This window comes from Gammaproteobacteria bacterium (assembly GCA_016199745.1).
Classification (GTDB): domain Bacteria; phylum Pseudomonadota; class Gammaproteobacteria; order Acidiferrobacterales; family Sulfurifustaceae; genus JACQFZ01.
Map to the genome: position 1 here is coordinate 243,461 of JACQFZ010000048.1, position 26,368 is coordinate 269,828.

Consider the following 26,368-nt stretch of genomic DNA (forward strand, 5'->3'; position numbering starts at 1 on the left):
TGGGGTTAAGAGATGATCGCCCAACATGTGCCCATCCTTGGCGTCGCTTTCGCGCCGCTGCTTGATCTCGGCCCACGCATCCGTCTGCAGGCGCTCAACGGCGTCGACGCACTTACGTGCGCCGGCGACTACTCCGCTTCGCCCTCATCAGACTCGATGATCTTTTCGAGGCCGGCTAATAACTCGCCGTTGGAAAGTTCGATCAACCGTACACCTTGGGTGTTGCGGCTAATCACCGATACCTCTTTGACATGCGTACGAATGAGCGTACCACCGTCGGTGATGAGCATCGCCTCATCACCTTCTTCGACCACGCACGCGCTCAACACTGAACCATTGCGCTCATTCACCTGAATCGAAATCACACCCTGACCACCACGCTTGTGCAACGGATACTCCGACAACAACGAACGCTTGCCGTAACCGTTGCGAGTTGCGGTCAATACTGCCGTGGTTTCACCCTGACCGTCTTTAGTGGCGATGATGAGCGACACCACCGCCTGATTTTCCTTGAGTTCGATGCCACGCACGCCGCGCGCCGAACGACCCATCGGCCGCACGTCTTCTTCGGCAAAGCGCACAGCTTTGCCGGAATCGCTGAACAACAAGATTTCGCACTGACCGGTTGTCAGACCGACACCGACCAACTGGTTACCGGCCTCAAGCTCGATCGCCTTGATGCCGTTTGAGCGTGGCCGCGAGAATTCGGTGAGCTCGGTCTTCTTGACCGTGCCGTCTGAGGTCGCCATGAACACGTAGCCGCCTTGATTGAAATCGCGCACCGGCAGGATCGCATTGATGCGTTCGCCCTCTTCCAGCGGCAACAAATTCACGATCGGCTTACCGCGAGCGCCACGGCCAGCTTGCGGAATTTCGTAGACCTTGCGCCAGTACGCTTTGCCACGACTCGTGAAACACAGAATCGTCGCATGCGTATTGGCGATAATCAGCTTCTCGACGAAATCTTCTTCCTTCATGCGCGTCGCCATCTTGCCGCGGCCGCCACGACGTTGTGCGCGGTAGTCGGATAACGGCTGCGACTTGATGTAGCCGGCATGCGACAACGTGACGACGACATCTTCGTCAGCGATTAAATCTTCGATCTTGAGATTGACCCGCGTTTCGATGATTTCGGTTCGACGTTTGTCGCCGTATCGATCGCGAATGACGACTAACTCGTCGCGGATGACTTTCGCTAAGCGCTCGGGACTCGCCAGAATGTCGAGCAAGTCGGCGATAGTTTTGAGAATCTCGGCATACTCAGCGCGCAGCTTGTCTTGCTCGAGACCGGTCAAGCGATGCAAACGCAGATCGAGGATCGCCTGCGCTTGCGCTTCCGACAACCAGTAGCCGTCGTCGCGCAAACCGTACTGCACTTCCAACCCCTGCGGACGCGACAAGTTCGAATCGGCGGCGGCCAGCATCTTGGTCACGATCTTCGCCGGCCACGAACGCGCCATCATCTGCGTCTTCGCCTCGACCGGATCCTTTGCCGTTTTGATCAGCGCGATCATCTCGTCGATGTTGTCGAGCGCAACCGCAAGACCTTCCAACACATGCGCGCGCTCGCGCGACTTGCGCAGCTCGTACAACGAACGGCGGGTGACGACTTCGCGCCGATGGCGCAGGAACGCTTCGAGCAGTTGTTTTAAGTTGAGCACCCGCGGCTGGTTGTTGACCAGCGCCACCGTGTTGATGCCGAACACCGTCTGCAACGCGGTGTGCTCGAAGAGATTGTTCAGAATGACGTCGGCGACTTCACCGCGCTTTAGCTCGATCACCATGCGCATGCCGGATTTATCCGACTCGTCGCGCAGCTCGGAGATGCCGTCGATCTTGCCGTCTTTCACCAGCTCGGCGATGTGCTCGAGCAACCGTGCCTTATTCACTTGATACGGCAGCTCGTGCACAACGATCGTTTGCCGACCGTTCTTCTCGTCGGTCTCGATCTCGGTGCGGGCGCGTACATAAATCCTGCCACGACCGGTGCGATACGCTTCACGTATCCCCTCGACGCCATTGATGATCGCCGCTGTCGGAAAATCCGGACCCGGGATGTACTGCATCAAGTCGTCGATGGTGCAATCCGGATTGTCGATCAACGCCAAGCAAGCGGTGATGACTTCGGTCAAATTGTGCGGCGGAATGTTGGTCGCCATACCGACGGCGATACCGGACGAGCCGTTGACCAACAAGTTGGGCAACCGCGTCGGCATCACCACCGGCTCTCTTTCCGAGCCGTCGTAGTTCGGCGAGAAGTCGACCGTTTCCTTGTCGAGATCTTCCAACATCTCATGAGCGATACGGCTCATGCGGATTTCGGTGTAACGCATCGCCGCCGGAGCGTCGCCGTCGATCGAACCGAAGTTACCTTGGCCGTCGACCAGCGGATAACGCATGGAGAAATCTTGCGCCAGGCGGACGATAGTGTCGTACACCGCGGTGTCGCCGTGCGGGTGATACTTACCGATCACGTCACCGACGATACGCGCCGACTTTTTATAAGGTTTGTTGTACTCGTTGCCGAGCTCGTGCATCGCCCAGAGCGCGCGCCGGTGGACCGGCTTCATGCCATCGCGCACATCTGGCAGCGCGCGCCCGACGATTACGCTCATCGCGTAAGCCAGGTACGACTGCCGCATCTCGTCTTCGAGGTTTACCGGAATTGTTTCTTTGGCGAACTGTTCCATGCGTCGTTTTATGTCGTGGCGTCGGGCGCAAAGAAAGGCGGGCCCGACCACGCGGTCGAGGCTAGGCCTTTAATTGGAAAGGGGGAATTCTAGCACGGTGCCTAGGCCAGCTGCATTACAGAAAGTCGATTACGACCGCAGTAATGCCGCAATTTTTTCGCTGTTCGGGGCCTGCACAACCCCCCGCTCGGTCACCAAAACATCGACTAAACCCGCCGGCGTGACGTCAAATGCAGGATTCCAGGCTTGGGCCCCTTCAGCCGTTATCAGCCGGTCACCATAGAACAACACCTCGGCTGCCGGCCGATGTTCGATATGAATATCGGCACCGGTAGCCGTCGCTGGGTCGATGGTCGATATCGGTGCGACCACCATAAACTTCACCCCGTGATGGCGGGCGGCGATCGCCCCCATATAAGTCCCGATCTTGTTGGCGACGTCGCCGTTGGCTGTAATCCGATCGGCACCGACGATTACCCATTGCACCTTGCCCTGTTGCATAAGATAAGCAGCGGCACTATCGGCAAGGAGCGTTACCGGGATTCTTTCTTGCACTAGCTCCCACGCCGTCAAACGCGCGCCCTGCAACCAGGGCCGAGTCTCGTCGGCATAGGTATGAACGATACGACCATCGGCTACCCCGGCGCGTACGACGCCGAGCGCCGTGCCATAGCCACCCGTCGCCAACGCCCCGGTATTGCAATGCGTCAACACACTGCTGCCCGGCGCGATCAAGGCCGCGCCGAACCGACCCATAGCCTGATTAGCGGTGATATCTTCGGCATGAATGTGTCGTGCTTCTTCCAGCAAGCGCGGTACCGGATCACCGGCCAAGCCGGTGGCGATCAAACACTGCATACGCGCGATCGCCCAGGCGAGATTGACCGCGGTCGGTCGAGCGGCGTTCAACATCACCAAATCCGCTTCGATTGCTTTGGCCCAGCCACTGGGATCAGCTCGATAACGATCCCGCGCTGCCAGCACGACCGCATAAGCAGCAGTGATACCGATCGCCGGCGCACCGCGCACCGCCATGTTGCGAATCGCCAACGCCGCGGCGGCAACCGTATCGATCGATAAATACTCTTCGCGCAGCGGTAGGCCGCGCTGATCGAGCAGCTTTAACTGATTCTGCGCCCATTCGACGGCGCGGATACGGTCATAAGATCGAGACTGAGAAGCGCTGGATAATGTCATCACCGGGATCACTCGGGAAGAAGCCGTATATATTACTACCGCACGGTATTGTCAGGTGCAGCTAAACCACCAAAAATAACCGGCGTTCCGTTTTCGTCATAGAGACTGCGTCGTATACTGCCTGCGGAATCCTTATGCAAACCATCGACACTCTAATTCACGCCCGTTGGGTCATCCCTATCGAACCGGATGGCATCGTACACGAGCACTATGCGATTGCGATCGACAACGGGCGATTGATCGAGCTATTGCCAAGCCCGCTGGCGCACACGCGCTACCAAGCGCGTGAAACCATTCGCCTTGAGCAGCATGCTCTTTTCCCAGGTTTTGTTAACGCGCATACACATGCGGCCATGAGCTTGTTCCGTGGGCTCGCCGACGATCTGCCGTTGATGGATTGGTTGCAGAATCATATTTGGCCGGCGGAAGCGAAATGGGTCAGCCCGGAATTCGTGCGCGACGGTACCGAGCTCGCTATAGCCGAGATGTTGAAAGGCGGCACGACCTGCTTCAGCGATATGTATTTCTTTGCGGAGGACACAGCGCGTACTTGCTTGAACATCGGTATGCGCGCGGTCGTCGGGCTGATCCTGATCGATTTTCCGACCAGTTATGCGCAGACGGCTGACGAGTACATCGACAAAGGGTTGCGGCTACGCGATGACTTGCGCGCGAGCGAGCTCGTCACTACCGCGTTCGCGCCGCATGCACCGTATACCGTATCGGACGCACCGCTGGTGCGACTACGCACGCTGAACGGCGAGATCAACTTGCCGGTGCATATGCATGTGCACGAAACGGCGCACGAGGTGAACGAAGCGACGAAGGCGACCGGTCAACGGCCGCTGGCACGACTGGCGGCGCTGAACCTGTTGCAACCGAATCTAGTGACAGTGCACATGACGCAGTTGCTCGACAGTGAAATCGACAGCCTGGCGCAAAGCGGCGCCAGCGTCGTGCATTGCCCATCGTCGAATCTAAAACTAGCAAGCGGTTTCTGTCCGGTACACAAGCTTCTTAAGGCCGGTGTCAACGTCGCTCTCGGCACCGACGGCGCCGCTAGTAACAACGATCTCGATATGTTCGAAGAAATGCGGCTCGCCGCCCTGCTCGCTAAAGGCGTGGCCGGCGAAGCAACCGCGGTGCCGGCACACGCCGCGCTGCAGATGGCGACGCTCAACGGCGCGCGCGCCCTCGGCCTCGACGATCGCATCGGTTCGCTCACGGTCGGTAAGGCCGCCGATATCACCGCCGTCGATCTGTCCGGCATCGCCACACAACCGATCTACGATCCGGTATCGCAATTGGTGTACGCCGCCGGCCGCGATCAAGTGACCGACGTTTGGGTCAACGGCCGGCGGCTACTGGCCGACCGTCGTCTCGTCGAGCTCGACGAAACCGTCGTACTCGATAAGGCGCGGAAATGGCGTGATAAGATCCGCGCCCTATGAATCCTTCCGCCCAAAACGTCGACCCCGCTGAGATCGCCAAATTCGAGGCGCTCGCGGCACGCTGGTGGGATCCGGACTCCGAATTCAAGCCGCTGCACGAGATCAACCCGCTGCGGCTCAACTTCATCGATGAGCGCGTCGGCCTCGCCGGCAAATCGGTACTCGATGTTGGCTGCGGCGGTGGCATCCTCGCCGAGTCGATGACGGCACGCGGCGCGCGCGTTACTGGCATCGATCTGGGCGACGCCCCGTTAGCGGTGGCGCGACTTCATTTAAAAGAAAGCGGTTGCGATGTCGATTATCGCCACGTGAGCGCCGAAGATTTTGCGCGCGAGCGTCCGCGCACCTACGACGTCGTCACCTGCATGGAAATGTTGGAGCACGTCCCCGATCCGGCATCGACCGTGGCCGCGTGCGCGGCGCTGGTGAAGCCGGGCGGCCACGTGTTGTTCTCGACCATCAATCGCAATCCGAAGGCGTGGTTGTTCGCGATCGTCGGCGCCGAGTATGTGCTCAATCTGCTGCCACGCGGCACGCACGATTACTTGAAACTCGTCAAACCCTCCGAGCTCGAACGCATGGCGCGCACCGCCGGTTTGCGTACGCGTGAGCTCACCGGCATGCACTACAACCCGCTGACTCGCCGTTATCGCCTCGGCCCAGGCGTCGATGTGAACTACCTCGCGCACACGCGTCGCGTGGATGACTAACCCCGATCTTAAACGTATGCATCGCCCTCTCCCCTTGCGGGAGAGGGCGATGGGAAACTCTTCGATGGTTGGCGGCGGTTCATGGAGAGAAAATAAATGAACGTTCATAAGCTCCGCACCGTCCTGTTCGACCTCGACGGCACGCTCGCCGACACCGCGCCCGATCTCGCCGCCGCGCTCAACAAAGTTATCGCCGACGAAGGCCGTGCGCCGCTGCCGTTCGCCACCATCCGCCCGTGGGTCTCGCACGGCGCCAATGCCCTCATCCGCTTGGGCTTCAACAAAGGACCGAACGATGTCGACTTCGCCGAGTTGCGCTCGCGGCTGCTGTCGTACTACGCCGCCGATGTGTGCCGGGCGACGCGGGTGTTTCCCGGCGTCCCGGAGTTACTGGCGACGCTACGCCGCCGCGACATCGGCTGGGGCATCGTCACCAATAAACCCGGCTTCCTCACCGATCCGCTGGTCGCGCAACTCAATCTCGTGCATCCGCCGGCATGCGTCGTCAGCGGCGACACCACCCAGAACCGCAAACCACACCCGGAACCGCTGTTGCACGCCTGTACGCTTGCCGACGCGCGCCCCGCCGAATGTCTGTACGTCGGCGATGCCGAGCGCGACATTCAAGCGGGCCGCGACGCCGGCATGAAAACCTTGGTCGCCCTGTTCGGCTATATCGGCGCCGATGAGTCACCGGCGCAATGGGGTGCCGACGGCATGGTGCAGGCGCCGTTGGAAATATTGGAGTGGATCGATGGCCATTAACGCTATCACCGGCTTATTAATTATCGGCCTGGCGATCGTCATCGTCTTGCAAATCTTGTTATTGCGCCGCCGCTCGGACGACGACAACGGGCGCTTCGAACAAACGTTACGCAGCGACATCCATGAATCGGCGCGCGTCGGTCGCACCGAGTTCGCTGACGGCCTGACGCGGTTCCAGAGCACTGTCGGCACACAAATTGCCGACATCGCCAAATTGCAAAGCGATCAAATCAGCAAGCTCACCGACGGTAACCAACAGCGTCTGATGGAGCTGCGCGAGGCGGTGCAGACTGACGCCCGCACCAATCGCGAAGAAAGTGCGACGGCGTTGAAGCGTTTCGCTGACGGCGTGCAGCAACAATTGACGGCGCTGACCGAGGCCAATGAACGCAAGCTCGGCGAAGTACGGGCGACACTCGAAGCGAAGCTCAAAGACCTGCAGACCGACAATGCCGCCAAGCTCGAAGAAATGCGACGCACGGTCGACGAAAAGCTGCACCAAACGTTGGAGACGCGCCTAGGCGAAAGCTTCAAGCTCGTGAGCGAACGGCTCGAGGCGGTACATAAAGGCCTGGGCGAGATGCAAACGCTTGCCGCCGGCGTCGGCGATCTCAAGAAGGTACTAACCAACGTCAAGACCCGCGGTATTTGGGGCGAAGTACAACTCGAAAATTTACTCGAACAAATCTTGACGATCGATCAATACGCCAAGAATGTCGCGACCAAACCGGGCTCGGCCGAGCGTGTCGAGTTCGCCGTGCGCTTCCCTGGCCGCGTTGGCGATGACCAACCCTTTTGGTTGCCGATAGATGCCAAGTTTCCACGCGCGGACTACGAACGCCTGCTCGATGCGCAAGACCGCGCCGATGCCGTTGCCGCCGAGATTGCTGCCAAGGATCTCGAGAGCTGCATTCGACTCGAAGCCAAAACCATTTGTGAGAAGTACATCGCACCGCCGCACACGACCGACTTCGGATTGCTGTTCCTGCCTACCGAAGGGCTCTACGCTGAAGTGCTGCGCCGGCCGGGGCTATCCGATTTTGTCCAACGCGAATATCGCGTGATCATCGTCGGGCCGACCACCGTGGCAGCGCTATTGAATAGCTTGCAAATGGGTTTCCGTACGCTCGCAATCGAGAAGCGGTCGAGCGAGGTCTGGCAACTGCTCGGCGCGGTGAAAACCGAGTTCGGTAAATTCGGCGACGTGCTCGCCAAAACCAAAGACCAGCTCGACAAAGCCAGCAACTCAATCGGCGCCGCCGAGGTTCGGACCCGGCAAATCGAACGCAAGCTGCGCGGTGTCACTCAGCTCAGCGATACCGAGGCGCAGGTCCTATTGACCGATCTCGCCGACAACGGCGAGGCACAATAATTGGCCGTACCCCCTGGCAGAATGGCCAGGGCGCTGGCGAAGGATCGTCGCCGCCGAGCTGAAAACGCGCACCAAACCGCAGGAATAGCCACCCTGGCTCAGCCCAACCCATAAGGAAATGGAGACACCATTAATGCCCTGGTTCCCGTCGCACCAATGCTATATTAAGGAAAGAAAACAGGCGTCAAAAAGGCGCTTTCGCGATGCTTAATTTGGGTCCTGCCAAGGAAACGTTCGCTCCGTCCATACTGCTAGTGGAAGATTCCCCCACTACCGCTGCGCTGTTGTCTAAATATTTGGCCGGTAGCTATCGGCTGCTGCATGCCAAAGACGGTATCGAGGCGTGGGAGTTACTGCAAAAGAGTACCGAGATTGAGCTCGTCATCACCGACATCAACATGCCACGGCTCACGGGTCATCAGCTGCTGGTAAGAATCCGCAAGTCCGAAGAACCGCGCTTCAAGAATCTGCCGGTGATCGTCATGACGACCACCGACGACACCACCGATCGCAACCTCGCGTTCTTGAACGGTGCCAACGATTTCATCACCAAACCGATCGATGAGATGGAGCTACAAGCGCGCGTGCACGTGCACCACAAGCTGGCGCACACGATCCGCGAGCTCGAAGCCAGCCGGCGCGCCCTCGCCGAGCAGGCGACGACCGATCCGTTGACGAAACTAAAAAACCGGCGCGCGTTCTTCGACAACGGCAGCCGTCAACTCGCCATGGCACGGCGCTACGGCACCGACTTGTCGATCCTGGTACTCGACCTCGACTACTTCAAACGTATCAATGACAGCTTCGGTCATCAGGCCGGCGACGAAGCGTTGGTGACAGTGGCGCATATTCTGTCGCAGATGACCCGCACCGAAGACACCGTTGCCCGCACTGGCGGTGAAGAGTTCGCCGTGTTGCTACCCGATACCAATCGGCTCGGCGCCGCAGTATTGGCGGAACGAATTCGTGCGGCCGTACAACGCGAGCAGTTCGCGGTCGAGGATCAACAAGTCATCCTCACGCTTAGCATCGGCGTCGCTTCCTATAACGTCGAGCAAACCGACACGCTCGACCAGCTGTTGAACGTCGCCGATCAACGCATGTACCTAGCCAAAAAGAACGGCCGCAACCGTATTTGCGTAAACAACGAAGGCAAAGCCAACTTCGCGGCATCGTAGTCATTCACGCTTCGGCGTTTTTCTGTTGTACCCTACCGGCATGCAAGCTTCAGCGGCGCCATCCACCGACCTCAATACGCTTTGTCGGCAAAAAATCCTGCAACGCGATCGCAGCGACTATTACAGCGTGTTATTTCTGCCGCCCGAACGCCGTACGGCGGCGATAGCGCTGTACGCTTTTTGGCACGAAGTCAGCGAAATTCCGATCGAATGCAGCGACGTCGACATTGCTTGTGCGAAGCTCGCGTGGTGGCACGATGAGGCACATAGCATGTTTGCCGGCCGGCCGCGGCATCCGGTCGCGATCGCACTGGCACCGGCGATCAAAAATTATGCATTGCCGGAAACACCCTTCATCGAAATCGTCGACGAGCTAACGCGGCACGCACGCGCTTCCCACTACGACTCGTTCGCCGATCTACACTTGCATGCCGCCCGCACGCGTGGCCGCGTAGCGTTGCTGTTGGCAAACATTTGCGGCTACCGCGATCCGTCGACGCCCGCACACGCCATTGAGCTCGGCACGATACAGGCGCTCGCCATTTTGCTGCGCGACGTTGGTGCCGATGCCCGTCGCGGGCTGCTGACGCTGCCGCTGAACGACATGACACGCTTTGGCGTACGCGACGACGATATTTTTGCTGGTCGTAGTAGCGACGCGTTCGTGCAAATGATGGCGTTTTCCATAACGCGCTTGCTCGATGAAATCACGCGGGTGCAAGCGGCGCTAGCAACCTGTGATCGGACGGCACTTTCGCCGCTACTCATTGCGGCCGAGATCGCGCGTGTCCTGCTGACGGAAATCCGCAACGACGCCTACCGTGTCCTCGGGCAACGGCTCGAGTTGACACCGTTACGCCAGCTATGGATCGCTTGGCGCAGCTACCGGCGCGAGCGTCGTCACCGCCACACCGTTTAGAATCCAGATAATCATTACCGGAGCTTTAACCCATGCCATCGTACGTTGCCCCGGCCGACGCCCTTGCCGGTCGAGTTATCCTAGTCACTGGCGCCGGCGGCGGCATCGGTCGCGCCGCCGCTACCACCTTTGCCGGCCATGGCGCCACCGTCATTCTGCTCGGCAAAACCTTGAGCAAGCTCGAACGCGTCTACGACGACATCGAGAAAGGTGGCGGGCCGCAACCGGCGATGCTGACGCTGGATTTTTTGCGTGCCGCGCCCGAAGAGTACGATGGCCTAGCGCAAACCATTGCCCAAGAGTTCGGTCGCCTCGACGGCCTACTACACAATGCGGCGATACTCGGTGCCCTCGCCCCGGTCGAGCACTTCGAGTGGCAAACATGGAACCAGGTGCTGCAAGTGAATTTGCACGCCGCCTTCCTGCTAACGCGCGCGTGCCTGCCGCTACTGAAGCAATCGAGTGACGCATCGATCGTCTTCACGACTGCCGACGTCGGCCGCAAGAGCCGCGCCTATTGGGGCGCTTACGCAACCGCCTGTTTTGCGCTCGAAGGCTTGGCGCAAACACTGGCGGACGAAGTCGCACAGAACACGACGCTGCGCGTGAACACGCTCGACCCCGGCGCGGTGCGTACCGATTTCCGTGCGCAAGCCTATCCTGCCGAGAACCCGTTGGCGCATCCGCCGGCGGCGGACATCATGAGTACGTATCTTTATCTACTGGGGCCGGCAAGTCGTGGGGTATCGGGACGCGCCTTCACAGCGGAAAAATAAAAAAGGGCGGGCCGCATCACGGCCCGCCCTTCTTCGAACAACTTTACTTAAGAAACCAGACGAGCGATTAGCTTGTCTTCGAGATCGATACGAACCGCCAGCTCTTCCCCAAGGCGGGAAAGATCGGCTTGAAACGCTTCCGAGAAATCGCAGTGGTCGCCGCAGTCATACTTGTCGTTGAAGTCGAGCGCTAGCGAGGTGGTATCGGCAATACGCGGGTAAAGCTCTTGTGCCAGTGTCGAAACTTCGCGGCGACGCTCGGTGCCATTGATGATGCGCTCGTACAAACCGAAATGACCGGCAGCGATGTAGTCCACCAAGATCTGACAAAACTCCTGCAACATTTTCTGATCGGGTCGATGCTTACCGTCGGCATACGGTTCGAGGCCGGCGAGGCGGCAATACAACGACAGCACTTGCGCGCGCTCCTCCACCATCTTGGTGATGGAGTCCTGGCTACCGCGACGGCGTTCGTCGTCGCGGCGGTCGGCTTCGGTTTTGTCTTCGGCTTTTTGGGTCATGGTTCGGTTGCACAATCCCGGTAAGGAAAGGTTGGTCGACTATACCCTTTTTAAGGGAATGGCTTCAACCGGGATTTCACGGCATTCCCGGCAACCGCCCGCGCATGCCACTCAGCATTCGCTGCAGACCACCCTTCCGTAACTGCTTCATCATTCGCTGCATTTGGTCGAACTGCTTGAGCAATCGGTTGACGTCCTGTACCTGCGTGCCGGAGCCGTCGGCGATGCGGCGTTTACGCGAACCGCGGATGACATCGGGCGTACGCCGTTCTTGCGGTGTCATTGAGCTGATAATAGCAACCAGCCGTTGAGTCTGCAGGTCGTTCGCCTGCTCGCGTGCCGCCGCCGGTAGCTGACCAATACCGGGTAGCTTATCGAGCAGGCTCGACATACCGCCCATGCGCTCCATCTGAATTAGCTGATCGCGAAAATCTTCCAGGTCGAAACCTTTGCCCTTGCGCAACTTTTCCGCAAGCTGTTCGGCTTTATCGTGATCGACCGTGCGTTGTGCATCCTCGACCAGCGTCAACACATCGCCCATGCCGAGGATGCGCGAGGCGATGCGCGCCGGATGAAACGGTTCGAGCGCGTCGGCGGCCTCGCCGACGCCGAGGAACTTAATCGGCTTGCCGGTGACTTGTCGTACCGATAACGCTGCGCCACCGCGCGCGTCGCCGTCGGCCTTAGTAAGAATCACGCCGGTGAGCGGCAACGCCGTGTTGAACGCTTGCGCGGCATTGACCGCGTCTTGGCCGGCCATGCTGTCGACAACAAACAGCGTTTCGACCGGCTGGATGGCGCTATGCACCGCCTGGATCTCTTTCATCATCGATTCGTCGATGTGCAGCCGGCCGGCGGTATCGATCAATACGACGTCGATCAATTTGCGGCGCGCGGCTTCGACCGCGGCACGGGCGATGTCGACCGGCGCCTGCTGCGGCGTGCTCTCGAAGAATTCGACGTTGACGGTTTGCGCGAGCTTGCGTAATTGATCGATCGCTGCCGGTCGATAGACGTCGGCGCTGGCCAATAACACCGATTTTTTCTCACGCTCGCGCAACCGCAGCGCCAGCTTTGCCGTCGTCGTCGTCTTACCGGCGCCTTGCAGACCGGCCATCAAGATAACCGCCGGCGGCCGTGTCGCCAGGTCGAGACCGTCGTTGGCGCTGCCCATCAACTCGACCAGCTCGTCATACACTACTTTTACCAGCGCCTGCCCGGGCGTGAGGCTGGTCAAAACTTCTTGGCCGGCGGCACGTTCGCGCACGCGATCGACCAGCTGTTTGACCACCGGCACGGCGACATCCGCCTCGAGTAGCGCAATGCGCACTTCGCGCAGCGTTTCGCGCATGTTGTCGTCGGTCAGGCGTCCCTGGCCGCGCAAGCGTTTAAAGGTCTGTTGGAGTCGTTGACTGAGATTATCGAACATACGTTGTCGCGTTCCGTTTCCTGTACTTCAAAGCAAGCCAGGCCTATGCCATGATGCGGCGGCTATTATGACCAATCCGCTGCTGAATTTCTTCGCTATCACACTCTACCTCGCGACCGGGGTTTGGCTCGCGCAACGACTGTGGCGCGGCGAAGCCCCCACCGGTAAGACGCGAATGGCGCTGCTCGGTCTCGGGCTCATTGCCGTCACTGGCCACGCCATCGTGCTGTACGGCCAGCCACAACCGACACCAGGGCTTAATCTATCGCTGTCCGGTGCGTTCTCGTTGGTCGCTTGGGTAGTCGCCTGCTTATATTTGCTCACGTCATTATCGCGACCGGTCGATAATCTGGGAGCGATTATCATGCCGCTGACGGCATTGATGATGCTGATCGAATGGCTGTGGCCGGTACAGCTTCCCGTTACCCTCTCTACCCGCCCGCAAGTCATCCATATCGTCGTGTCGTTTCTGGCTTACAGCCTGCTGTGCTTAGCGGCGGTACAAAGCCTTATGCTGCTGGCGCAAGAAAATCGGCTGAAGCACAAACATCCGGACGGCTTCGTACGCGCGCTGCCGCCGATGCAGGCGATGGAAGAAATCATGTTCCAGATGATCGCGCTCGGCTTCGTGTTGCTGACGCTGACGCTGGCAAGCGGCTTGTTCTTCTCCGAATCGGTCTTTGGCACACCGTTCAAATTGACGCACCACATCGTGCTGGCGGCGCTCGGCTGGGTCGTGTACGCCGTATTGTTGCTCGGACGCTGGCGCTTCGGCTGGCGTGGACGTAAAGCGGTCCGCTGGACGCTCGGCGGCTTTACGCTGCTGGTGTTGGGTTATTTCGGCAGCAAATTCGTTCTCCAAGTCATCCTGCATCGTTGAATCTCGCGGGTTTTCCCTCAGTTAGAGGAAGCGGACCGGCGGATGTAGAATCACGCCATTAACCTACGAGGCGATGCAGTTTGAGCGATATCCCGTTAGGCGTACTGTTCGGCGCGCTAATTTTCTTAGTTCTGCTGTCCGCCTTTTTTTCGGCCTCGGAGATCGCCATGGTGAGTCTCAACCGTCACCGGTTGCGACACTTGGCGGCGTCGGGCCATCTTGGCGCCAAGATTGCTCAACGATTGCTGGCGCGTCCCGACCGATTGATCGGCACCATCCTGCTCGGCAGCAACGCCGTCAACGCCTTGTTCTCGGCGCTCACTACCGTCCTCGTCATTCGTGTTTGGGGTAGCGAAGAAAGCTCGATTGCCATCGCCACCGCCATCATTCTTTTGGTCGTATTGATCTTCACCGACTTGGCGCCGAAGACACTCGCGGCGCTCCACCCCGAACGCATCGCTTTTCCGAGCGCATTCATCTTGCGGCCGTTGCTGTGGATCATTTATCCGTTCGTGTGGGCCATCAACGGCATCGCTAACGGCATCTTGCGGCTCATGGGCGTCGATGTCCGCGCGCGACCGGTGGAGCAAGTGAGCCCCGAGGAGCTCAAGGCGATCATTCTTGAGGCCAAAGTGCTGATCCCGGAAGCGCACCAAGACATGCTGCTGGCGATCCTCGAGCTCGAAAAGATCACGGTCGAGGACGTCATGATTCCGCGCGGGCGCATCGAAGGGATCAACCTCGACGCCGAGTGGGACGACGTCGTCGAACAATTGAAAGCGAGTCATCACACGCGCCTGCCGGTTTACCGCGGCAGTCTCGATAACGTGATCGGCATGACCCATTTGCGCAAGGTACTTAACCTCATGCGCGACGGCCGTCTCGACCAAGAATCGTTCCAGCAAGCGTTGGTCGAGCCGTACTTCGTGCCACAGGATACGTCGTTGCACAAGCAGTTGCTGAACTTCAAGCAGGCACGACGGCGCGTCGGTCTCGTGGTCGATGAGTACGGCGATATTCAAGGATTCGTGACCATGAACGACATCCTCGAAGAGATCGTCGGTGACTTCAGTATCGGCGCTGTCGGTAAACCGGAGGAAGTCCAGCCGCAAGAAGACGGCACCTATCTCGTCCGCGGCAGCGTGTCGTTGCGCGATCTCAATCGCCGCTTAGGCTGGCAATTTCCGACCGAGGAATCGCGCACCCTCAACGGACTCATTCTCGAATATCTGGAAGATATTCCCGAGCCCGGCACCAGCTTGATGCTCAATGGTTATATGGTCGAGATCATTCGCATTCGCGGTACCACGGTCGACGTTGCGCGCATTCGACCGATGTCGGCAACCGCAACTTCGAGCTCCGAACAGCCGACGACTTAGCGACGGCTACATACGCCGTCCCTGTGGTACGCCTTGCATCAGCCCGAGATTGACATTGCGTGCGGCCAGATAGCGCGTAGCGATGTCATCCCAGTTTCACAAATTCCAGACCGCCTCCAAAAATTTGGTCTTGTCGATGATGCTTGTCGTGATGCAGCCGCATGATCTCGCCGGCAATGTGCGGCTCGAGCGCATCGTAGTCGTACGGTAAATCAGGCAGGATGTACTGGTTCACGGTGAAGCTCCTTTTCCCGTCGAAGAGTTTCGATAGTAGTGTGTGGGTTCCGCGACCGGCAACCCGGCAAGACCTGTAGATGTGTCTCCCTTACAACAGCCGCGGCGATAGGCGTCAGCGCTGCCGGTGAAATTCCTCCAATTCCCGCAAACGTGCCTTACTCATGGCGTCCAATGTCGTGCGCCATTCCGATCGGTAGTGCCGCAACGTTTTCACCACCGTTTCGCTGATGGCCAGGTTGCGATACCACTTCTTGTTCGCCGGCACGATGTGCCACGGCGCAACGTCGGTACTACAACGTCTGAGGGCGTCTTCGTACGCCGCCATGTATTCGTGCCAATGCTCGCGTTCGCGCCAATCGCCGGCAGAAAGCTTCCATGCTTTGGTCGCCTGCTGTTCGCGTTCGCGCAGACGCTGTTCCTGCTCGTCTTTGCTGATATGCAAAAAGAATTTCAAAACGATGGTTTGATTGGCCGCTAGCAACGATTCGAAGTGATTGATCTGTGCATAGCGCGCTGCCCACACATCCTTCGACACTAACTCGTGCACACGAACCACGAGCACATCTTCGTAGTGCGAACGATTGAATACGCCTAACATTCCTTTCGGCGGCGTTACGTTATGCACGCGCCACAAAAAATCATGCGCCAGTTCTTCGGGCGTCGGCGCCTTGAACGATTCGACCCGACAGCCCTGTGGATTGACTTGCTGCAACACCGAGCGAATCGTGCCGTCTTTACCGCTGGTGTCCATACCCTGAAGTATTATCAGCACCGAGTGCTGAGCGGCAGCAAATAGCTCTTCTTGAATTTCACCCAGCTCCACCGCCAGCTCGGCAAATCGTTCGCGGCCGACGTCTTTATCGATACCGACGGTGTCGTTCGGATCGTAATCGTCGAGCTTCAGCTTTTTATCGGCCGGAATCTTGATCGCGAGTGACATAGAGCTCCTCGGCTATATCGTCGTTTGCCGGGCCGTTACCGCATCTCAATGCGGTGAAAACAATAGGTACTGCACGACCAATGCCGCGCCGCCCAGCAATGCGGCGCTGCCGCAAACTCTTTTATCTTCCCTGCGGATGAAAGAGACCACCGCGAAAACAATTGCGAGAAAACCGGCAATGACTGTCGCAATCGTTACCGCTCGGTCTACGCTAACAGGACGCGACACTTTCGGGTCTTCACCGTTTAATATCGCCGCGACCGAATCGCGAAGCTGTTCGGCTTTTTGGGCGACGACTTCTTCGAGCGACGGTTTCGGGCCGATCGGTCCTACCCAAGAATGAACCAGCGCCACACCGAGAGCGATCATGCCCAAGATTACGCCGATAACACCCAATGAATTTTTCGTTGTTTTAGTTTTCATCCTATTTAACCTTCACCGATTGAAATTTAATTGTCGTCATTGCATCAGGCTTTATACGCCGGTAGTGCATTTCAATTGCCCTTCTGTTTAACGGCGACTTCATCGCGGATATAGACCGGCAACGCGAGCTCCGGCGCGACCGCTTTGCCGGCGGCAAAATCGCGGACGGCGAGCGCGGCGACTGCGCTCGCATGGGGAAATATCTCAGGAAGCGAATGGCTCAAGCCCGCGCCAATGCGCTCTCGCAACTGGACGTCGTAGGCTCCCCAGCCGGGACCAACGCCGGTCCAACCGTTCCCGAGCGGCAAGGGAATATCCCCCGGCGCAACCACGCATTCCGCACCGACAGCATCGACTAAACCTGCCTGATCGCGCAGGTATGAGCACCAATACACCTGCCCCATGCGCGCATCGAGCGCCGCCAACACTTTCGGCGCATCGACTGTCTGTGCGAGCGCGGCCAGCGACGAGATCGGTACCACCGGTAGATCGGCGCCGAAGGCGATGCCTTGAGCGACGCCGGCGCCAATGCGCAGGCCGGTGAATGAACCGGGACCGCGGCCGAAGGCGACGGCATCGAGGGCGGTCAACGCCAGTCCGGCCTCGGCCAACAGCTGCTCGATCATCGGCAACAACCGCTCGGCGTGGCGCGTGGCGCTTTCGAAACGCTCGACTATTTTGCCGTCGAGCCACAACGCCGCGGTACAGGCTTCAGTCGCGGTATCGAAAGCGAGCAACTTCACGGGGCGACGGCGGCCATGAAGGCGCGGCGCACCGTCTCGACGCGCTTACGGTTGACGCCAAAATCGGAGTGACCGACGCGCGAGGCAGAACGTACCTGAATGCGGCGAGCGTTGTCGTCGAAATAAAATTCGACATCGTCGACGAAGCGCAAAATGCGGGTCGTGAATTCATAATGCAGATAGTTATCGGTCTCGCTAACCAGGCGCGTGCGCGGCATTGCCGCAATCACTTGCTTTAATCGAGTCCGCGCTTCCATCGGCGACGAGACATATGCCAACGGCTCGATGGAGTGTTCAGCATCGGCGGCCTGACTGGAAACGCAATTGGGCGACGCTGGGCACGCCGCGAGACGACCGTCGTTTACGCCGAGGGTTACGGCGGCGGCAGACGATTTAGTAGAAGGCATGATCAGCACCAGACATAGGAACGTTGCAACAGAAATAAACCTGGATTTCATTCAACGACGCAATCGCTGGGTGAATTCATCGGTCAACAGCCGGTAATCGACACTCCGCCGTGCCCCGTCGCGTTTGCGAGCCGCCCAGACAGGGTCGGGAAAATGCGGATCATCGACAAACCGCGGGATGACGTGCCAATGCAAATGCGGGATCTGGTTGCCGAACGACGCGAGATTGATCTTGTCCGGACGCAACACAGCGCGCAACGTTTCCTCGACCCCATTGACGACCTGCAATATATGCTGCCGATCCTCGGTCGAAAGGTCGGACATTTCGCGTACGTGCTGCTGCCAAATAACGCGGCAAAACCCGGGATAATCCGCGTCACCGACGCCGATGATACGGCAGCGCGAATCGCGCCACAGTATTTGTTCGCGCTGTGGCTGACACAGCAAGCAGGTGGTCGTCTCAGTCATGACTGGCGAAGTGGTCGTGTCCTTTGTTCTTGGGAACATACGGTTGACCGTTGCAGTCGATCAATTCGAGCGTAGTCGCAGCGGTGATCTCACCGATCTTGGTCAACGCGAATGAATGCTTCTCCGCCAGTGAATGGATAGCCGCCGCGTTCGCCGCGGGGGCGGTAAAACAAAGCTCGTAGTCGTCACCGCCGGCAAGCGCGTAATCCCAGCCTATCGCCGGCAGCTGCGCGCGATACGTTGCCGACAGCGGAATCGTATCGAGCTGCAAACGGGCACCAACGTTGCTCGCCGTTAATATGTGTCCAAGATCGGCGAGTAAGCCGTCGGAAACATCAATAGCACTCGCCGCAAGATCGCGCAGCGCGATCCCTTCGGCGGCGCGCGGTGTCGGTCGTTCGAGTCGCTGAATGACGGCGGTACGTTCGGCGGCGGTCAGTTCTTGTTTATGCTGCAGATGCGCCAACGCTAATGCCGCATCGCCCAGCGCACCGGTAACATAGACGTCGTCGCCCACTTGCGCACCCGAGCGCAGCAAGCCTTTACCATACGGCACAAAGCCGACGGCGGTAATAGCGATCGATAACGGACCACGCGCCGTATCGCCGCCGATCAACTGCATACGATGGCGCTGTGCCAGCTCGAACATGCCGCTCGCAAACTTCTCCAACCATGCCGGTCGAACTTCCGGCAATGTTAGATCGAGCAAGAACCAGGCAGGCTCGGCGCCGAGCGCGGCCAGGTCGCTGATGTTCACCGCCAGCGATTTGTAGCCGATCGCCTCCGGCGCCGCATCGGCGTAGAAATGAACATCGGCGACTAGTACGTCGCTGGTAATGACCGTATCGTTATTGGTAGGCGCATGGAATACCGCAGCGTCGTCGCCGATACCGACGCGCACATCATTGCGAGCAAGGGGTTGCGAAGCGAAGTAACGGCGGATCAGCTCGAATTCGGTCATCGCAGATTCCGTCTACGCTGTACGAATTCGTTAGGCAGGCGGCGGGCCGGCTTCTTGCGCGCGTAGCGCAAGCGCCACGCGATCGAGCACGGCGTTGACGTATTTGTGACCATGCTCGGCGCCGAAGGTCTTGGCCAGCTCGACCGCTTCGTTGAGGATGACGCGGTAAGGAATTTCCGGATGGAATTCGAGCTCGAACGCGCCGATACGCAAAATCGCCCGTTCCACCGGATCGACATCGGCGAGCTTGCGGTCGACATGCGGCGCCAGGAGATCGTCGAGCTTTTGCAGATTCCGCGGAACTTCTCGTACCAAGTGCCGAAAATAATCGACATCGGCGTCCGTTTGGTGCTCATCGAGAATGAAGTGGCTCTCGATCTCGGCCGGCGCTTGCTGCGTCAACTGCCACTGATACAACGCTTGCACGGCGGAACGCCGCGCCTTGTGGCGGCTGCCTTTGGATCCGCCAGAGGCTTTGGTTGTCATAACGTTAAGCACGCAGCTTCTTCAGCAAATTGACCATCTCGATCGCGGTCAACGCCGCCTCCGCTCCTTTATTCCCTTCCTTGCCGCCGGCACGCTCGATCGCTTGCTCGTCGGTGTTGACGGTCAACACGCCGAAAACAACGGGCAAGCTATGCCGCCGGCTCACCTCGGCGATGCCACGTGTACACTCGGCGGAAACATATTCGAAATGCGCGGTCTCGCCGCGAATTACGGCACCGAGGGCGATCAACGCATCGTACTTGCCGGATTCCGCCATCGCATCCAACGCCAACGGAATTTCAAACGCGCCCGGCACTTCAACAACGTGGATCGCACGTGCGTCGGCGCCGTTTTGCACGAGCTCGTTCATCGCCCCACTGAGCAAACGTTCAGTGATGGAAGCGTTGAAACGGGCGACGACGATGCCAAAGCGCCCCGCCTGTGCGGCTAGCTCGCCTTTAATCAGCTTGATATTGCTCACTCGGCTTTACCTATTAGCTACAGAATGGTTGGAACGACGTCGATCAGCCGTTGCGCGTACGCCGCGCACCGTCATTGACGGCACTGCCGGGTTCTTCAACGTAATCGACGATCTCAAGCCCGAAGCCGGACAATCCCGGCGTCTTGATCACGTGGCCGAGCACGCGCATGCGGCCAACACCGAGATCGGAAAGAATTTGACTGCCGAGCCCGTAAGTACGGACCTCTTGCCGCTCCGACGCGAGGCGCGATTCTACGGCTTCGCTGCGGTCCTGAAAATGTCGCAAACGCTGGATCAACCGTTCCGGCGCTTCCGTCTGCTGCAAGATAACGATGACACCGGCGCCCTCTTGCGCCACGCGCGCTAAAGCATCGTGCAGCGACCAGGCGCTGCCACTCCGGTGCGCAACGGTCACCGAATCGAGCAAGCTCTCCTGTACGTGCACGCGCACCAGCGTCGGCTGCTCGCGCTTAATCTCGCCTTTAACTAGCGCTAAGTGCACCGCGTTGCCAATGTCGTCGTGATAAGCGACCGCACGGAATTCGCCGAACTCGGTCGGCAGCGCGCACTCGACGACGCGCTGCACGGTCGATTCGTTCTCCATGCGATAACGAATGAGATCGGCGATCGTGCCGATCTTAAGCCCGTGCACGCGCGCGAAATCGACCAGCTCCGGTAGCCGCGCCATCGTGCCATCTTCATTAAGAATCTCGCAGATCACACTGGCCGGCGCTAAGCCGGCGAGTCGGGCCAAATCGACACCGGCCTCGGTATGACCGGCACGCGCTAACACACCGCCGCGTTGCGACATGAGCGGAAAAATATGGCCGGGGGTAACGAGATCGGTCGGTTTGGCGTTCGGGGCGATGGCGGCACTAATGGCCGCCGCGCGGTCGGCCGCCGAAATGCCGGTGGTGATGCCGTGGGCGGCATCGATCGACACCGTGAAATTGGTCGAACGCCGCAGGTGCGAGTCACTGACCATCAACGGCAGCTGTAACTGCCGGCAACGATCGGCGGTAACGGTCAAGCAAATCAGGCCGCGGCCGTATTTGGCCATAAAGTTGATGTGATCGGCTCCGGCATGCTCGGCGGCGACCAGCAGGTCGCCCTCGTTCTCGCGGTCCTCATCGTCCATCAGGACGACCATTCGGCCGCGTTTGAGCTCGTCGATAATCTCTTTAATCGGGCTGATTGCCATGAGAAATTTGTCGAATGAATGCGCGATTATGACTGATTCTATTGAGAAAACTTACCAAAATCTGTATGTCCCCCCCTGTTCCGCTTCGGTCCGCGCCCGACGTACATGCGCCCGCATCATCTATATTTATATTCTCACGCGGGGGCCGGCGACAGGATGGCTCGGCCATTATATAGATAAACGTAGACCCAGGGATGGCGCACCCAAAAATGCAAATTGCCAATACCGTTATTTTGGACGATCGCCGCGCCGAACGCCGGGGCTTGCTTACGTCAGCGCACGCCAATGACACCGGCCTGGATACGCCACTTGAGCCCGGCACCCGGCTCGATCGCTACCTGATCCTAAGCCAACTCGGCGGGGTCGGCATGGTGTTGGTCTATCGGGCACAAGATACCGAGCTCGACCGTGAAGTGGCGCTCAAGGTATTGGCCAAACCCTATTGCCAGCAATCCGAGGCGCTCAACCGCTTCCGCAACGAGGCCCAAGCACAGGCGCGGTTGCGCAGCCCACATGTCATTACGCTCTACTCATTGCTCGAAACGCCGAACGCCGCGGTGTTGGTGCTCGAATACAGCCAGGGCGAAACGCTCGAGCAACGCCTAAAGTCGCGCGGCGTACTACCGGCCGACCAAGCGATTGGCATCTTCGATCAAGCACTGCGCGGCCTGGCACATTTGCACGAGATGGGCGTGGTCCACCGCGATCTCAAACCGAGCAATTTATTCATCACGACCGGCGGGCAAGTAAAGATCATGGACTTCAGCGTGGCCAAGCTGCCGGACCACGATGTATATCCCCTGGGAACGATGGTCGGCACCCTGCTCTACATTTCGCCGGAGCAGGTCCGCGGCCAGCCGGTCGATGCTCGCTCCGATATTTATACGCTTGGCGTCAGCCTGTACGAGGCCGTCACCGGCCGCTTGCCGTTCGAACGTCACACCGACTACGCGCTGATGCATGCCCATGTGCAAGAGCTACCACCGCGGCCGAGCAAGCTGGAGCCGTCATTACCACCGGCGCTGGAGCGCGTAATTCTCAAGGCCATCGAGAAAGAACCTGAACGGCGATATCGCAGCGCTGCTGAATTCCGCCTAGCGTTGGCCAAGCTCGGGCTTACCCACGATCGACTGATCGATACTGTGTTACCGGCCAACGCTTATGGCCCGGTGCCGGTGCTGTCGAAGTCGCATGATTCGGGTCGACGCGTGCTGGCCGGCTTCGCTGTGGATTTGCTGCTAGTAGCGGCGGCGTGCGCTCTACTCTATCTGCTTGGGCTCTATCCGGGTCGTAGCAGCCCATCGCCGCAAACGGCAACTGCCGAGCTCGCGCCTGCCAACACACCAGTGACACCCCAACCGGCCCGCGCACGCAGTAGGCTCGTTGCCGCCGTCGCACCGAAACCGACGCCGATCAGAGCCGAACGCAAGGCAACATCGTCCGCCCACGCCGCAACAGAACAGCGCATACAGCGCGATGAAAATTTACGTGGGAAGTGAAACGCCGCCGGCGAGCAACCTTTCTAAATAGCGCGCAATCAAATCGATTTCGATATTCACCGCATCGCCGCCTTGTAGCTGCCCGAGCGTCGTTACCTCCAGCGTATGGGGTACCAAATTCACTTCGAACCGTGCACCGTCGATTCGGTTGACCGTGAGACTCACGCCGTCGATACAAATCGATCCCTTCTCGGCGATGTAGCGTGCCAACGCCGGCGGCGCCGCAAACCGCATCACGATCGAGCGGTCTTGGGCGGTTCGCGCCTCGAGTGTGCCGATTCCGTCGACATGGCCGGAAACCAAGTGACCCCCTAACCGTTGACCGACGGCTAATGCTTTTTCCAAATTGAGCCGATCGCCGACGCGACGTTGATTCCAGGTCGTGCACGCCAGCGTCTCGGCGGAAATATCGACTTCGAAGGAATCGGCCGTCAGCACGGAAACCGTTAAACAAACACCGCCGGTGGAAATGCTGTCGCCGATCTTCACATCCGCCAGATCGAGCGTGCCGGCACCGATAACGGCGCGCACATCGCCGTCACGCCGTTCGATCGTACGCAACACACCCACTGCTTCGACAATACCGGTAAACATGCTTTGCCTCAGTTGTTCGTCGTCGGCCGCGCGCGAATGCGCCAATCGTTACCAACGACACGTGTATCGATAATTTCCAGTGCGACGCGGTCGGTCATACTTGTAATGAACGGCAAGTGGAACATGCCGCGTCCGGCATCGCCCAGCAAGTGCGGCGCGAAATACATCAGTAATTCGTCGACCAGCCCTTGCGCTAACAACGCACCGCACAAGTGCGGGCCCGCCTCAACTAGCAGTTCATTGATTTGACGCTCGGCGAGCAACCGCATGACACCGGCCAAATCGACTTTATCCGCCGCCGGCAGGCACACGACCTCGGCACCGGCGCCGGTCAATGCCGCGATTCGGTCGTCGTTAACGCTCGTCGTCGCGATCAACGTGGGTCCGGACAAACGCAACATTTGCGCCGTCGTCGACATGCGCAAGCTGCTGTCGGCGACTACACGCAGCGGTTGCCGACCGATATCGAAATCGCGCACCGTCAACGCCGGATCGTCCGCCAATACGGTGCCGATGCCGGTAAGGATCGCCGAGCTGCGTGCACGCCAATGCTGCACGTCGGCGCGCGCCGCTGCACCCGTGATCCAACGACTCTCGCCGCTCGCCAGCGCGGTACGTCCGTCGAGACTAGCGGCGATCTTAAGACGTACATACGGCCGGCCGTGGCGCATGCGACTGATGAAACCCGAATTCAACGATTCCGCTTGCGCCACCAAAAGACCAACGTCGACGGAAATACCGGCAGCACGCAGGCGCTCGAGCCCTTGGCCATTCACGCGCGGATTTGGATCGCCGGTGGCAACGATCACACGCCGCACGCCGGCGCGCACTAAGGCGTCGACACACGGCGGGGTTCGCCCGGTATGACTGCACGGTTCTAATGTCACATACACATCGGCAGAACGCGCCCGTTCACCGGCGGCGGCCAACGCGTGTACCTCGGCATGCGCTTCGCCGGCGCGTTGGTGCCAGCCTTCGCCAACAACAATGCCGTCTTTGACGATGACGCAACCGACGCGCGGATTAGGATCGGTGGTATAAAGCCCACGCTGCGCAAGCTCGAGCGCGCGCGCCATGTGGCGCGTGTCAGCAACGGTAAAGTTCATGGCTTGCGACCGCTGGCGGGGCGCCGGCCGCGGCGCGGCGCGTCGGTATTGGTATGGGTGTCAGTCTCGGTGTTATCCGCCGGTTCTTCCGGCAGTAAGCGCAACTGCTTGCGGCGCGACTCCGACGGCGGCTCGCTCTGCAATCGCTGCACTTCCTCGCGAAACGCATCGACGTCCTGGAAGCTGCGATAGACCGAGGCGAAACGCACATAGGCGACCGGATCGATCTCGCGCAGCTCTTCCATCAGCCATTCACCGATCCGCCGTGTTGCCACCTCACGCTCGCCGCAGGCGATCAGCTTGTGACGAATGCGGCCGAGCATGGCCTCGACCGCAGCCGCGTCCACCGGCCGCTTTTCCAGCGCCCGCGACAGGCCGGCCTGCAATTTCGCTTCGTTGAATGCCTCGCGCCGACCGTCGGACTTGATGACTTGTGGCAAGCGCAGCTCAGCACGTTCGAAGGTCGTGAAGCGCTCGGCACAGACCTCGCACTCGCGCCGACGGCGCACAGAATCACCCTCCTCGGTCAGGCGCGAGTCGATTACGCGGGTTTCATCGGCAGAGCAAAACGGGCAACGCATGCGATAGAGCTGCTTTCGTGAGAATAATGCGGGATAACGTAATCGGCCGGGGGCCAATGCGCAAGGGCTGGTCACGTCTGGAGTCTTGCCGGCCAGGCAAAAAATGGCAATTTTCGAGCCTGGAACCTCCGATCGTGCAATGTAGGGGTAGGAGCTATACTTTGCCCCACCCATTTTCCAAACTTGCCGCTTAAGCGACCGCTTTATCTTTCTGCTCGTACAGAAACTTCAACACCTCGCGACGATAACCGTTGTAGGTCGAGTCTTCCGTTAGCTCCACTCGCCGACGCGGCCGCGGCAAATGCACTTCCAATATCTTGCCGATGGTCGCGGCCGGGCCGTTGGTCATCATGACGATGCGATCGGATAACAGCACCGCTTCGTCGACATCGTGCGTCACCATCATTGTGGTCGTGCCGACCTTGTCGACCAGACGCATCAGTTCTTCCTGAAGATTAGCGCGCGTCAGCGCATCGAGCGCGCCGAGCGGCTCGTCGAGCAGCAATACCTTCGGCTGAATGGCTAGCGCGCGGGCGATGCCGACCCGCTGCTTCATGCCACCGGAAATTTCATGCGGATATTTTTGCTCGGCGTCGGTCAACCCGACCAACGCCAACGCATCGCGCGTGCGTCGTTTCAGGTCGGCCTTACTTTCGGTCTGACCGAACACGCGCTCGACCGCAAGATAAACGTTGCCGAAGCAAGTCAGCCACGGCAACAACGAATGGTTTTGGAACACGACCGCCCGATCCGGCCCGGGGCCGGCGATTTCACGACCGCCCGACAGCAACACACCGCTGGTAGGTTCGATCAGTCCGGCGACCAAATTCAGCAATGTCGACTTGCCGCAACCCGAATGACCGATGATCGAAACGAACTCACCCTGACGAATGTTCAGATTGACGTCGGACAAGGCGACATAACACCCGCCGCGGGTATCGAACACCATATGCGCGTTCTCGATTTGCACGTAC

At 59.3% G+C, this 26,368-nt stretch carries 27 protein-coding genes and 1 pseudogene; 10 read left to right on the forward strand and 18 right to left on the reverse strand.

Annotated elements, in window-relative coordinates; genetic code table 11:
• Window positions 1-128 precede the first annotated feature (128 nt).
• Window positions 129-2,690: a DNA gyrase subunit A gene (gene gyrA / locus HY308_12435; GenBank protein ID MBI3899086.1), complete on the reverse strand. Its 2,562-nt coding sequence runs from the start codon at window positions 2,688-2,690 to the stop codon at window positions 129-131.
• Between the two features lie 129 nt (window positions 2,691-2,819).
• The gene (mtnA, locus tag HY308_12440; protein ID MBI3899087.1) at window positions 2,820-3,887 is read right to left on the reverse strand and encodes an S-methyl-5-thioribose-1-phosphate isomerase; all 1,068 of its coding nucleotides are present in this window, start codon (window positions 3,885-3,887) and stop codon (window positions 2,820-2,822) included.
• A gap of 134 nt (window positions 3,888-4,021) precedes the next feature.
• Here mtnA and HY308_12445 point away from each other — a divergent pair, with 134 nt between their 5' ends.
• The 7 genes from HY308_12445 (at window position 4,022) to HY308_12475 (ending at window position 11,058) form a co-directional block, all read left to right on the forward strand.
• The gene (locus tag HY308_12445) at window positions 4,022-5,338 is read left to right on the forward strand and encodes a TRZ/ATZ family hydrolase (protein ID MBI3899088.1); all 1,317 of its coding nucleotides are present in this window, start codon (window positions 4,022-4,024) and stop codon (window positions 5,336-5,338) included.
• On the forward strand, window positions 5,335-6,048 hold the full coding sequence (ubiG, locus tag HY308_12450) for a bifunctional 2-polyprenyl-6-hydroxyphenol methylase/3-demethylubiquinol 3-O-methyltransferase UbiG (GenBank protein MBI3899089.1): 714 nt from the start codon (window positions 5,335-5,337) through the stop codon (window positions 6,046-6,048). Before HY308_12445 ends, ubiG begins: the two co-directional genes overlap by 4 nt.
• 96 nt (window positions 6,049-6,144) lie before the next feature.
• Entirely contained in the window at window positions 6,145-6,813 is a 669-nt protein-coding gene (gph, locus tag HY308_12455; GenBank protein ID MBI3899090.1) for a phosphoglycolate phosphatase, read from the forward strand.
• Complete coding sequence (gene rmuC, locus HY308_12460; protein MBI3899091.1) at window positions 6,803-8,185, forward strand: DNA recombination protein RmuC; 1,383 nt, start codon at window positions 6,803-6,805, stop codon at window positions 8,183-8,185. Before gph ends, rmuC begins: the two co-directional genes overlap by 11 nt.
• Before the next feature lie 203 nt (window positions 8,186-8,388).
• Window positions 8,389-9,363 carry a diguanylate cyclase gene (locus HY308_12465; protein MBI3899092.1) on the forward strand — a complete coding sequence of 325 codons (975 nt, stop codon included), beginning with the start codon at window positions 8,389-8,391 and terminating at the stop codon, window positions 9,361-9,363.
• 40 nt (window positions 9,364-9,403) lie between these two features.
• The gene (locus tag HY308_12470; protein ID MBI3899093.1) at window positions 9,404-10,282 is read left to right on the forward strand and encodes a squalene/phytoene synthase family protein; all 879 of its coding nucleotides are present in this window, start codon (window positions 9,404-9,406) and stop codon (window positions 10,280-10,282) included.
• Between the two features lie 32 nt (window positions 10,283-10,314).
• Window positions 10,315-11,058 carry a YciK family oxidoreductase gene (locus tag HY308_12475; GenBank protein ID MBI3899094.1) on the forward strand — a complete coding sequence of 248 codons (744 nt, stop codon included), beginning with the start codon at window positions 10,315-10,317 and terminating at the stop codon, window positions 11,056-11,058.
• A 47-nt stretch (window positions 11,059-11,105) separates the two neighbouring features.
• On the opposite strand, the gene HY308_12480 is transcribed toward HY308_12475, so the two are convergent.
• On the reverse strand, window positions 11,106-11,579 hold the full coding sequence (locus HY308_12480; protein MBI3899095.1) for an Rsd/AlgQ family anti-sigma factor: 474 nt from the start codon (window positions 11,577-11,579) through the stop codon (window positions 11,106-11,108).
• Window positions 11,580-11,655: 76 nt separating this feature from the next.
• The gene (ffh, locus tag HY308_12485) at window positions 11,656-13,008 is read right to left on the reverse strand and encodes a signal recognition particle protein (GenBank protein ID MBI3899096.1); all 1,353 of its coding nucleotides are present in this window, start codon (window positions 13,006-13,008) and stop codon (window positions 11,656-11,658) included.
• A gap of 67 nt (window positions 13,009-13,075) precedes the next feature.
• Between ffh and ccsA the strand changes: the two genes are divergently transcribed.
• Window positions 13,076-13,888, forward strand: coding sequence for a cytochrome c biogenesis protein CcsA (ccsA, locus tag HY308_12490; protein ID MBI3899097.1), 813 nt, complete (start codon window positions 13,076-13,078; stop codon window positions 13,886-13,888).
• A gap of 80 nt (window positions 13,889-13,968) precedes the next feature.
• The gene (locus HY308_12495; GenBank protein MBI3899098.1) at window positions 13,969-15,267 is read left to right on the forward strand and encodes an HlyC/CorC family transporter; all 1,299 of its coding nucleotides are present in this window, start codon (window positions 13,969-13,971) and stop codon (window positions 15,265-15,267) included.
• Window positions 15,268-15,400: 133 nt separating this feature from the next.
• Here the strand turns inward: HY308_12495 and HY308_12500 are convergent.
• The 10 genes and pseudogenes from HY308_12500 to ribB all read right to left on the reverse strand — a co-directional run bounded on the left by HY308_12500 (window position 15,401) and on the right by ribB (window position 21,614).
• A pseudogene (locus HY308_12500) lies at window positions 15,401-15,502 on the reverse strand (superoxide dismutase).
• A gap of 114 nt (window positions 15,503-15,616) precedes the next feature.
• A complete protein-coding gene (locus HY308_12505; protein MBI3899099.1) occupies window positions 15,617-16,444 on the reverse strand; it encodes a polyphosphate kinase 2 family protein in 828 nt (275 codons plus the stop codon).
• 45 nt (window positions 16,445-16,489) lie between these two features.
• On the reverse strand, window positions 16,490-16,867 hold the full coding sequence (locus HY308_12510; protein MBI3899100.1) for a hypothetical protein: 378 nt from the start codon (window positions 16,865-16,867) through the stop codon (window positions 16,490-16,492).
• Window positions 16,868-16,938: 71 nt separating this feature from the next.
• Window positions 16,939-17,610, reverse strand: coding sequence for a tRNA (adenosine(37)-N6)-threonylcarbamoyltransferase complex dimerization subunit type 1 TsaB (tsaB, locus tag HY308_12515; GenBank protein MBI3899101.1), 672 nt, complete (start codon window positions 17,608-17,610; stop codon window positions 16,939-16,941).
• Window positions 17,607-18,017, reverse strand: a complete 411-nt coding sequence (locus HY308_12520; GenBank protein MBI3899102.1) for a DUF1499 domain-containing protein — start codon at window positions 18,015-18,017, stop codon at window positions 17,607-17,609. The genes tsaB and HY308_12520 overlap by 4 nt, the downstream gene beginning before the upstream one ends.
• A 51-nt stretch (window positions 18,018-18,068) precedes the next feature.
• Window positions 18,069-18,485: an HIT family protein gene (locus tag HY308_12525; protein ID MBI3899103.1), complete on the reverse strand. Its 417-nt coding sequence runs from the start codon at window positions 18,483-18,485 to the stop codon at window positions 18,069-18,071.
• On the reverse strand, window positions 18,478-19,446 hold the full coding sequence (gene thiL / locus HY308_12530; GenBank protein MBI3899104.1) for a thiamine-phosphate kinase: 969 nt from the start codon (window positions 19,444-19,446) through the stop codon (window positions 18,478-18,480). Before thiL ends, HY308_12525 begins: the two co-directional genes overlap by 8 nt.
• A gap of 30 nt (window positions 19,447-19,476) precedes the next feature.
• On the reverse strand, window positions 19,477-19,932 hold the full coding sequence (gene nusB, locus HY308_12535; protein ID MBI3899105.1) for a transcription antitermination factor NusB: 456 nt from the start codon (window positions 19,930-19,932) through the stop codon (window positions 19,477-19,479).
• A gap of 4 nt (window positions 19,933-19,936) precedes the next feature.
• Window positions 19,937-20,413 carry a 6,7-dimethyl-8-ribityllumazine synthase gene (locus HY308_12540; protein MBI3899106.1) on the reverse strand — a complete coding sequence of 159 codons (477 nt, stop codon included), beginning with the start codon at window positions 20,411-20,413 and terminating at the stop codon, window positions 19,937-19,939.
• Window positions 20,414-20,456: 43 nt separating this feature from the next.
• Window positions 20,457-21,614 (reverse strand): 3,4-dihydroxy-2-butanone-4-phosphate synthase, encoded by a 1,158-nt coding sequence (ribB, locus tag HY308_12545; protein MBI3899107.1) that lies wholly within the window; start codon window positions 21,612-21,614, stop codon window positions 20,457-20,459.
• Between the two features lie 209 nt (window positions 21,615-21,823).
• Here ribB and HY308_12550 point away from each other — a divergent pair, with 209 nt between their 5' ends.
• Window positions 21,824-23,113, forward strand: a complete 1,290-nt coding sequence (locus HY308_12550; protein ID MBI3899108.1) for a serine/threonine protein kinase — start codon at window positions 21,824-21,826, stop codon at window positions 23,111-23,113.
• Here HY308_12550 and HY308_12555 read toward each other — a convergent pair.
• The 4 genes from HY308_12555 to HY308_12570 all read right to left on the reverse strand — a co-directional run bounded on the left by HY308_12555 (window position 23,099) and on the right by HY308_12570 (window position 26,343).
• The gene (locus HY308_12555; protein MBI3899109.1) at window positions 23,099-23,707 is read right to left on the reverse strand and encodes a riboflavin synthase; all 609 of its coding nucleotides are present in this window, start codon (window positions 23,705-23,707) and stop codon (window positions 23,099-23,101) included. The two genes, HY308_12550 and HY308_12555, sit on opposite strands and share 15 nt — an antisense overlap.
• An 8-nt stretch (window positions 23,708-23,715) precedes the next feature.
• Complete coding sequence (gene ribD / locus HY308_12560; GenBank protein ID MBI3899110.1) at window positions 23,716-24,783, reverse strand: bifunctional diaminohydroxyphosphoribosylaminopyrimidine deaminase/5-amino-6-(5-phosphoribosylamino)uracil reductase RibD; 1,068 nt, start codon at window positions 24,781-24,783, stop codon at window positions 23,716-23,718.
• 26 nt (window positions 24,784-24,809) lie between these two features.
• On the reverse strand, window positions 24,810-25,394 hold the full coding sequence (gene nrdR / locus HY308_12565) for a transcriptional repressor NrdR (GenBank protein ID MBI3899111.1): 585 nt from the start codon (window positions 25,392-25,394) through the stop codon (window positions 24,810-24,812).
• 190 nt (window positions 25,395-25,584) lie between these two features.
• The gene (locus tag HY308_12570) at window positions 25,585-26,343 is read right to left on the reverse strand and encodes an ABC transporter ATP-binding protein (GenBank protein MBI3899112.1); all 759 of its coding nucleotides are present in this window, start codon (window positions 26,341-26,343) and stop codon (window positions 25,585-25,587) included.
• Between the last annotated feature and the right edge of the window lie 25 nt (window positions 26,344-26,368).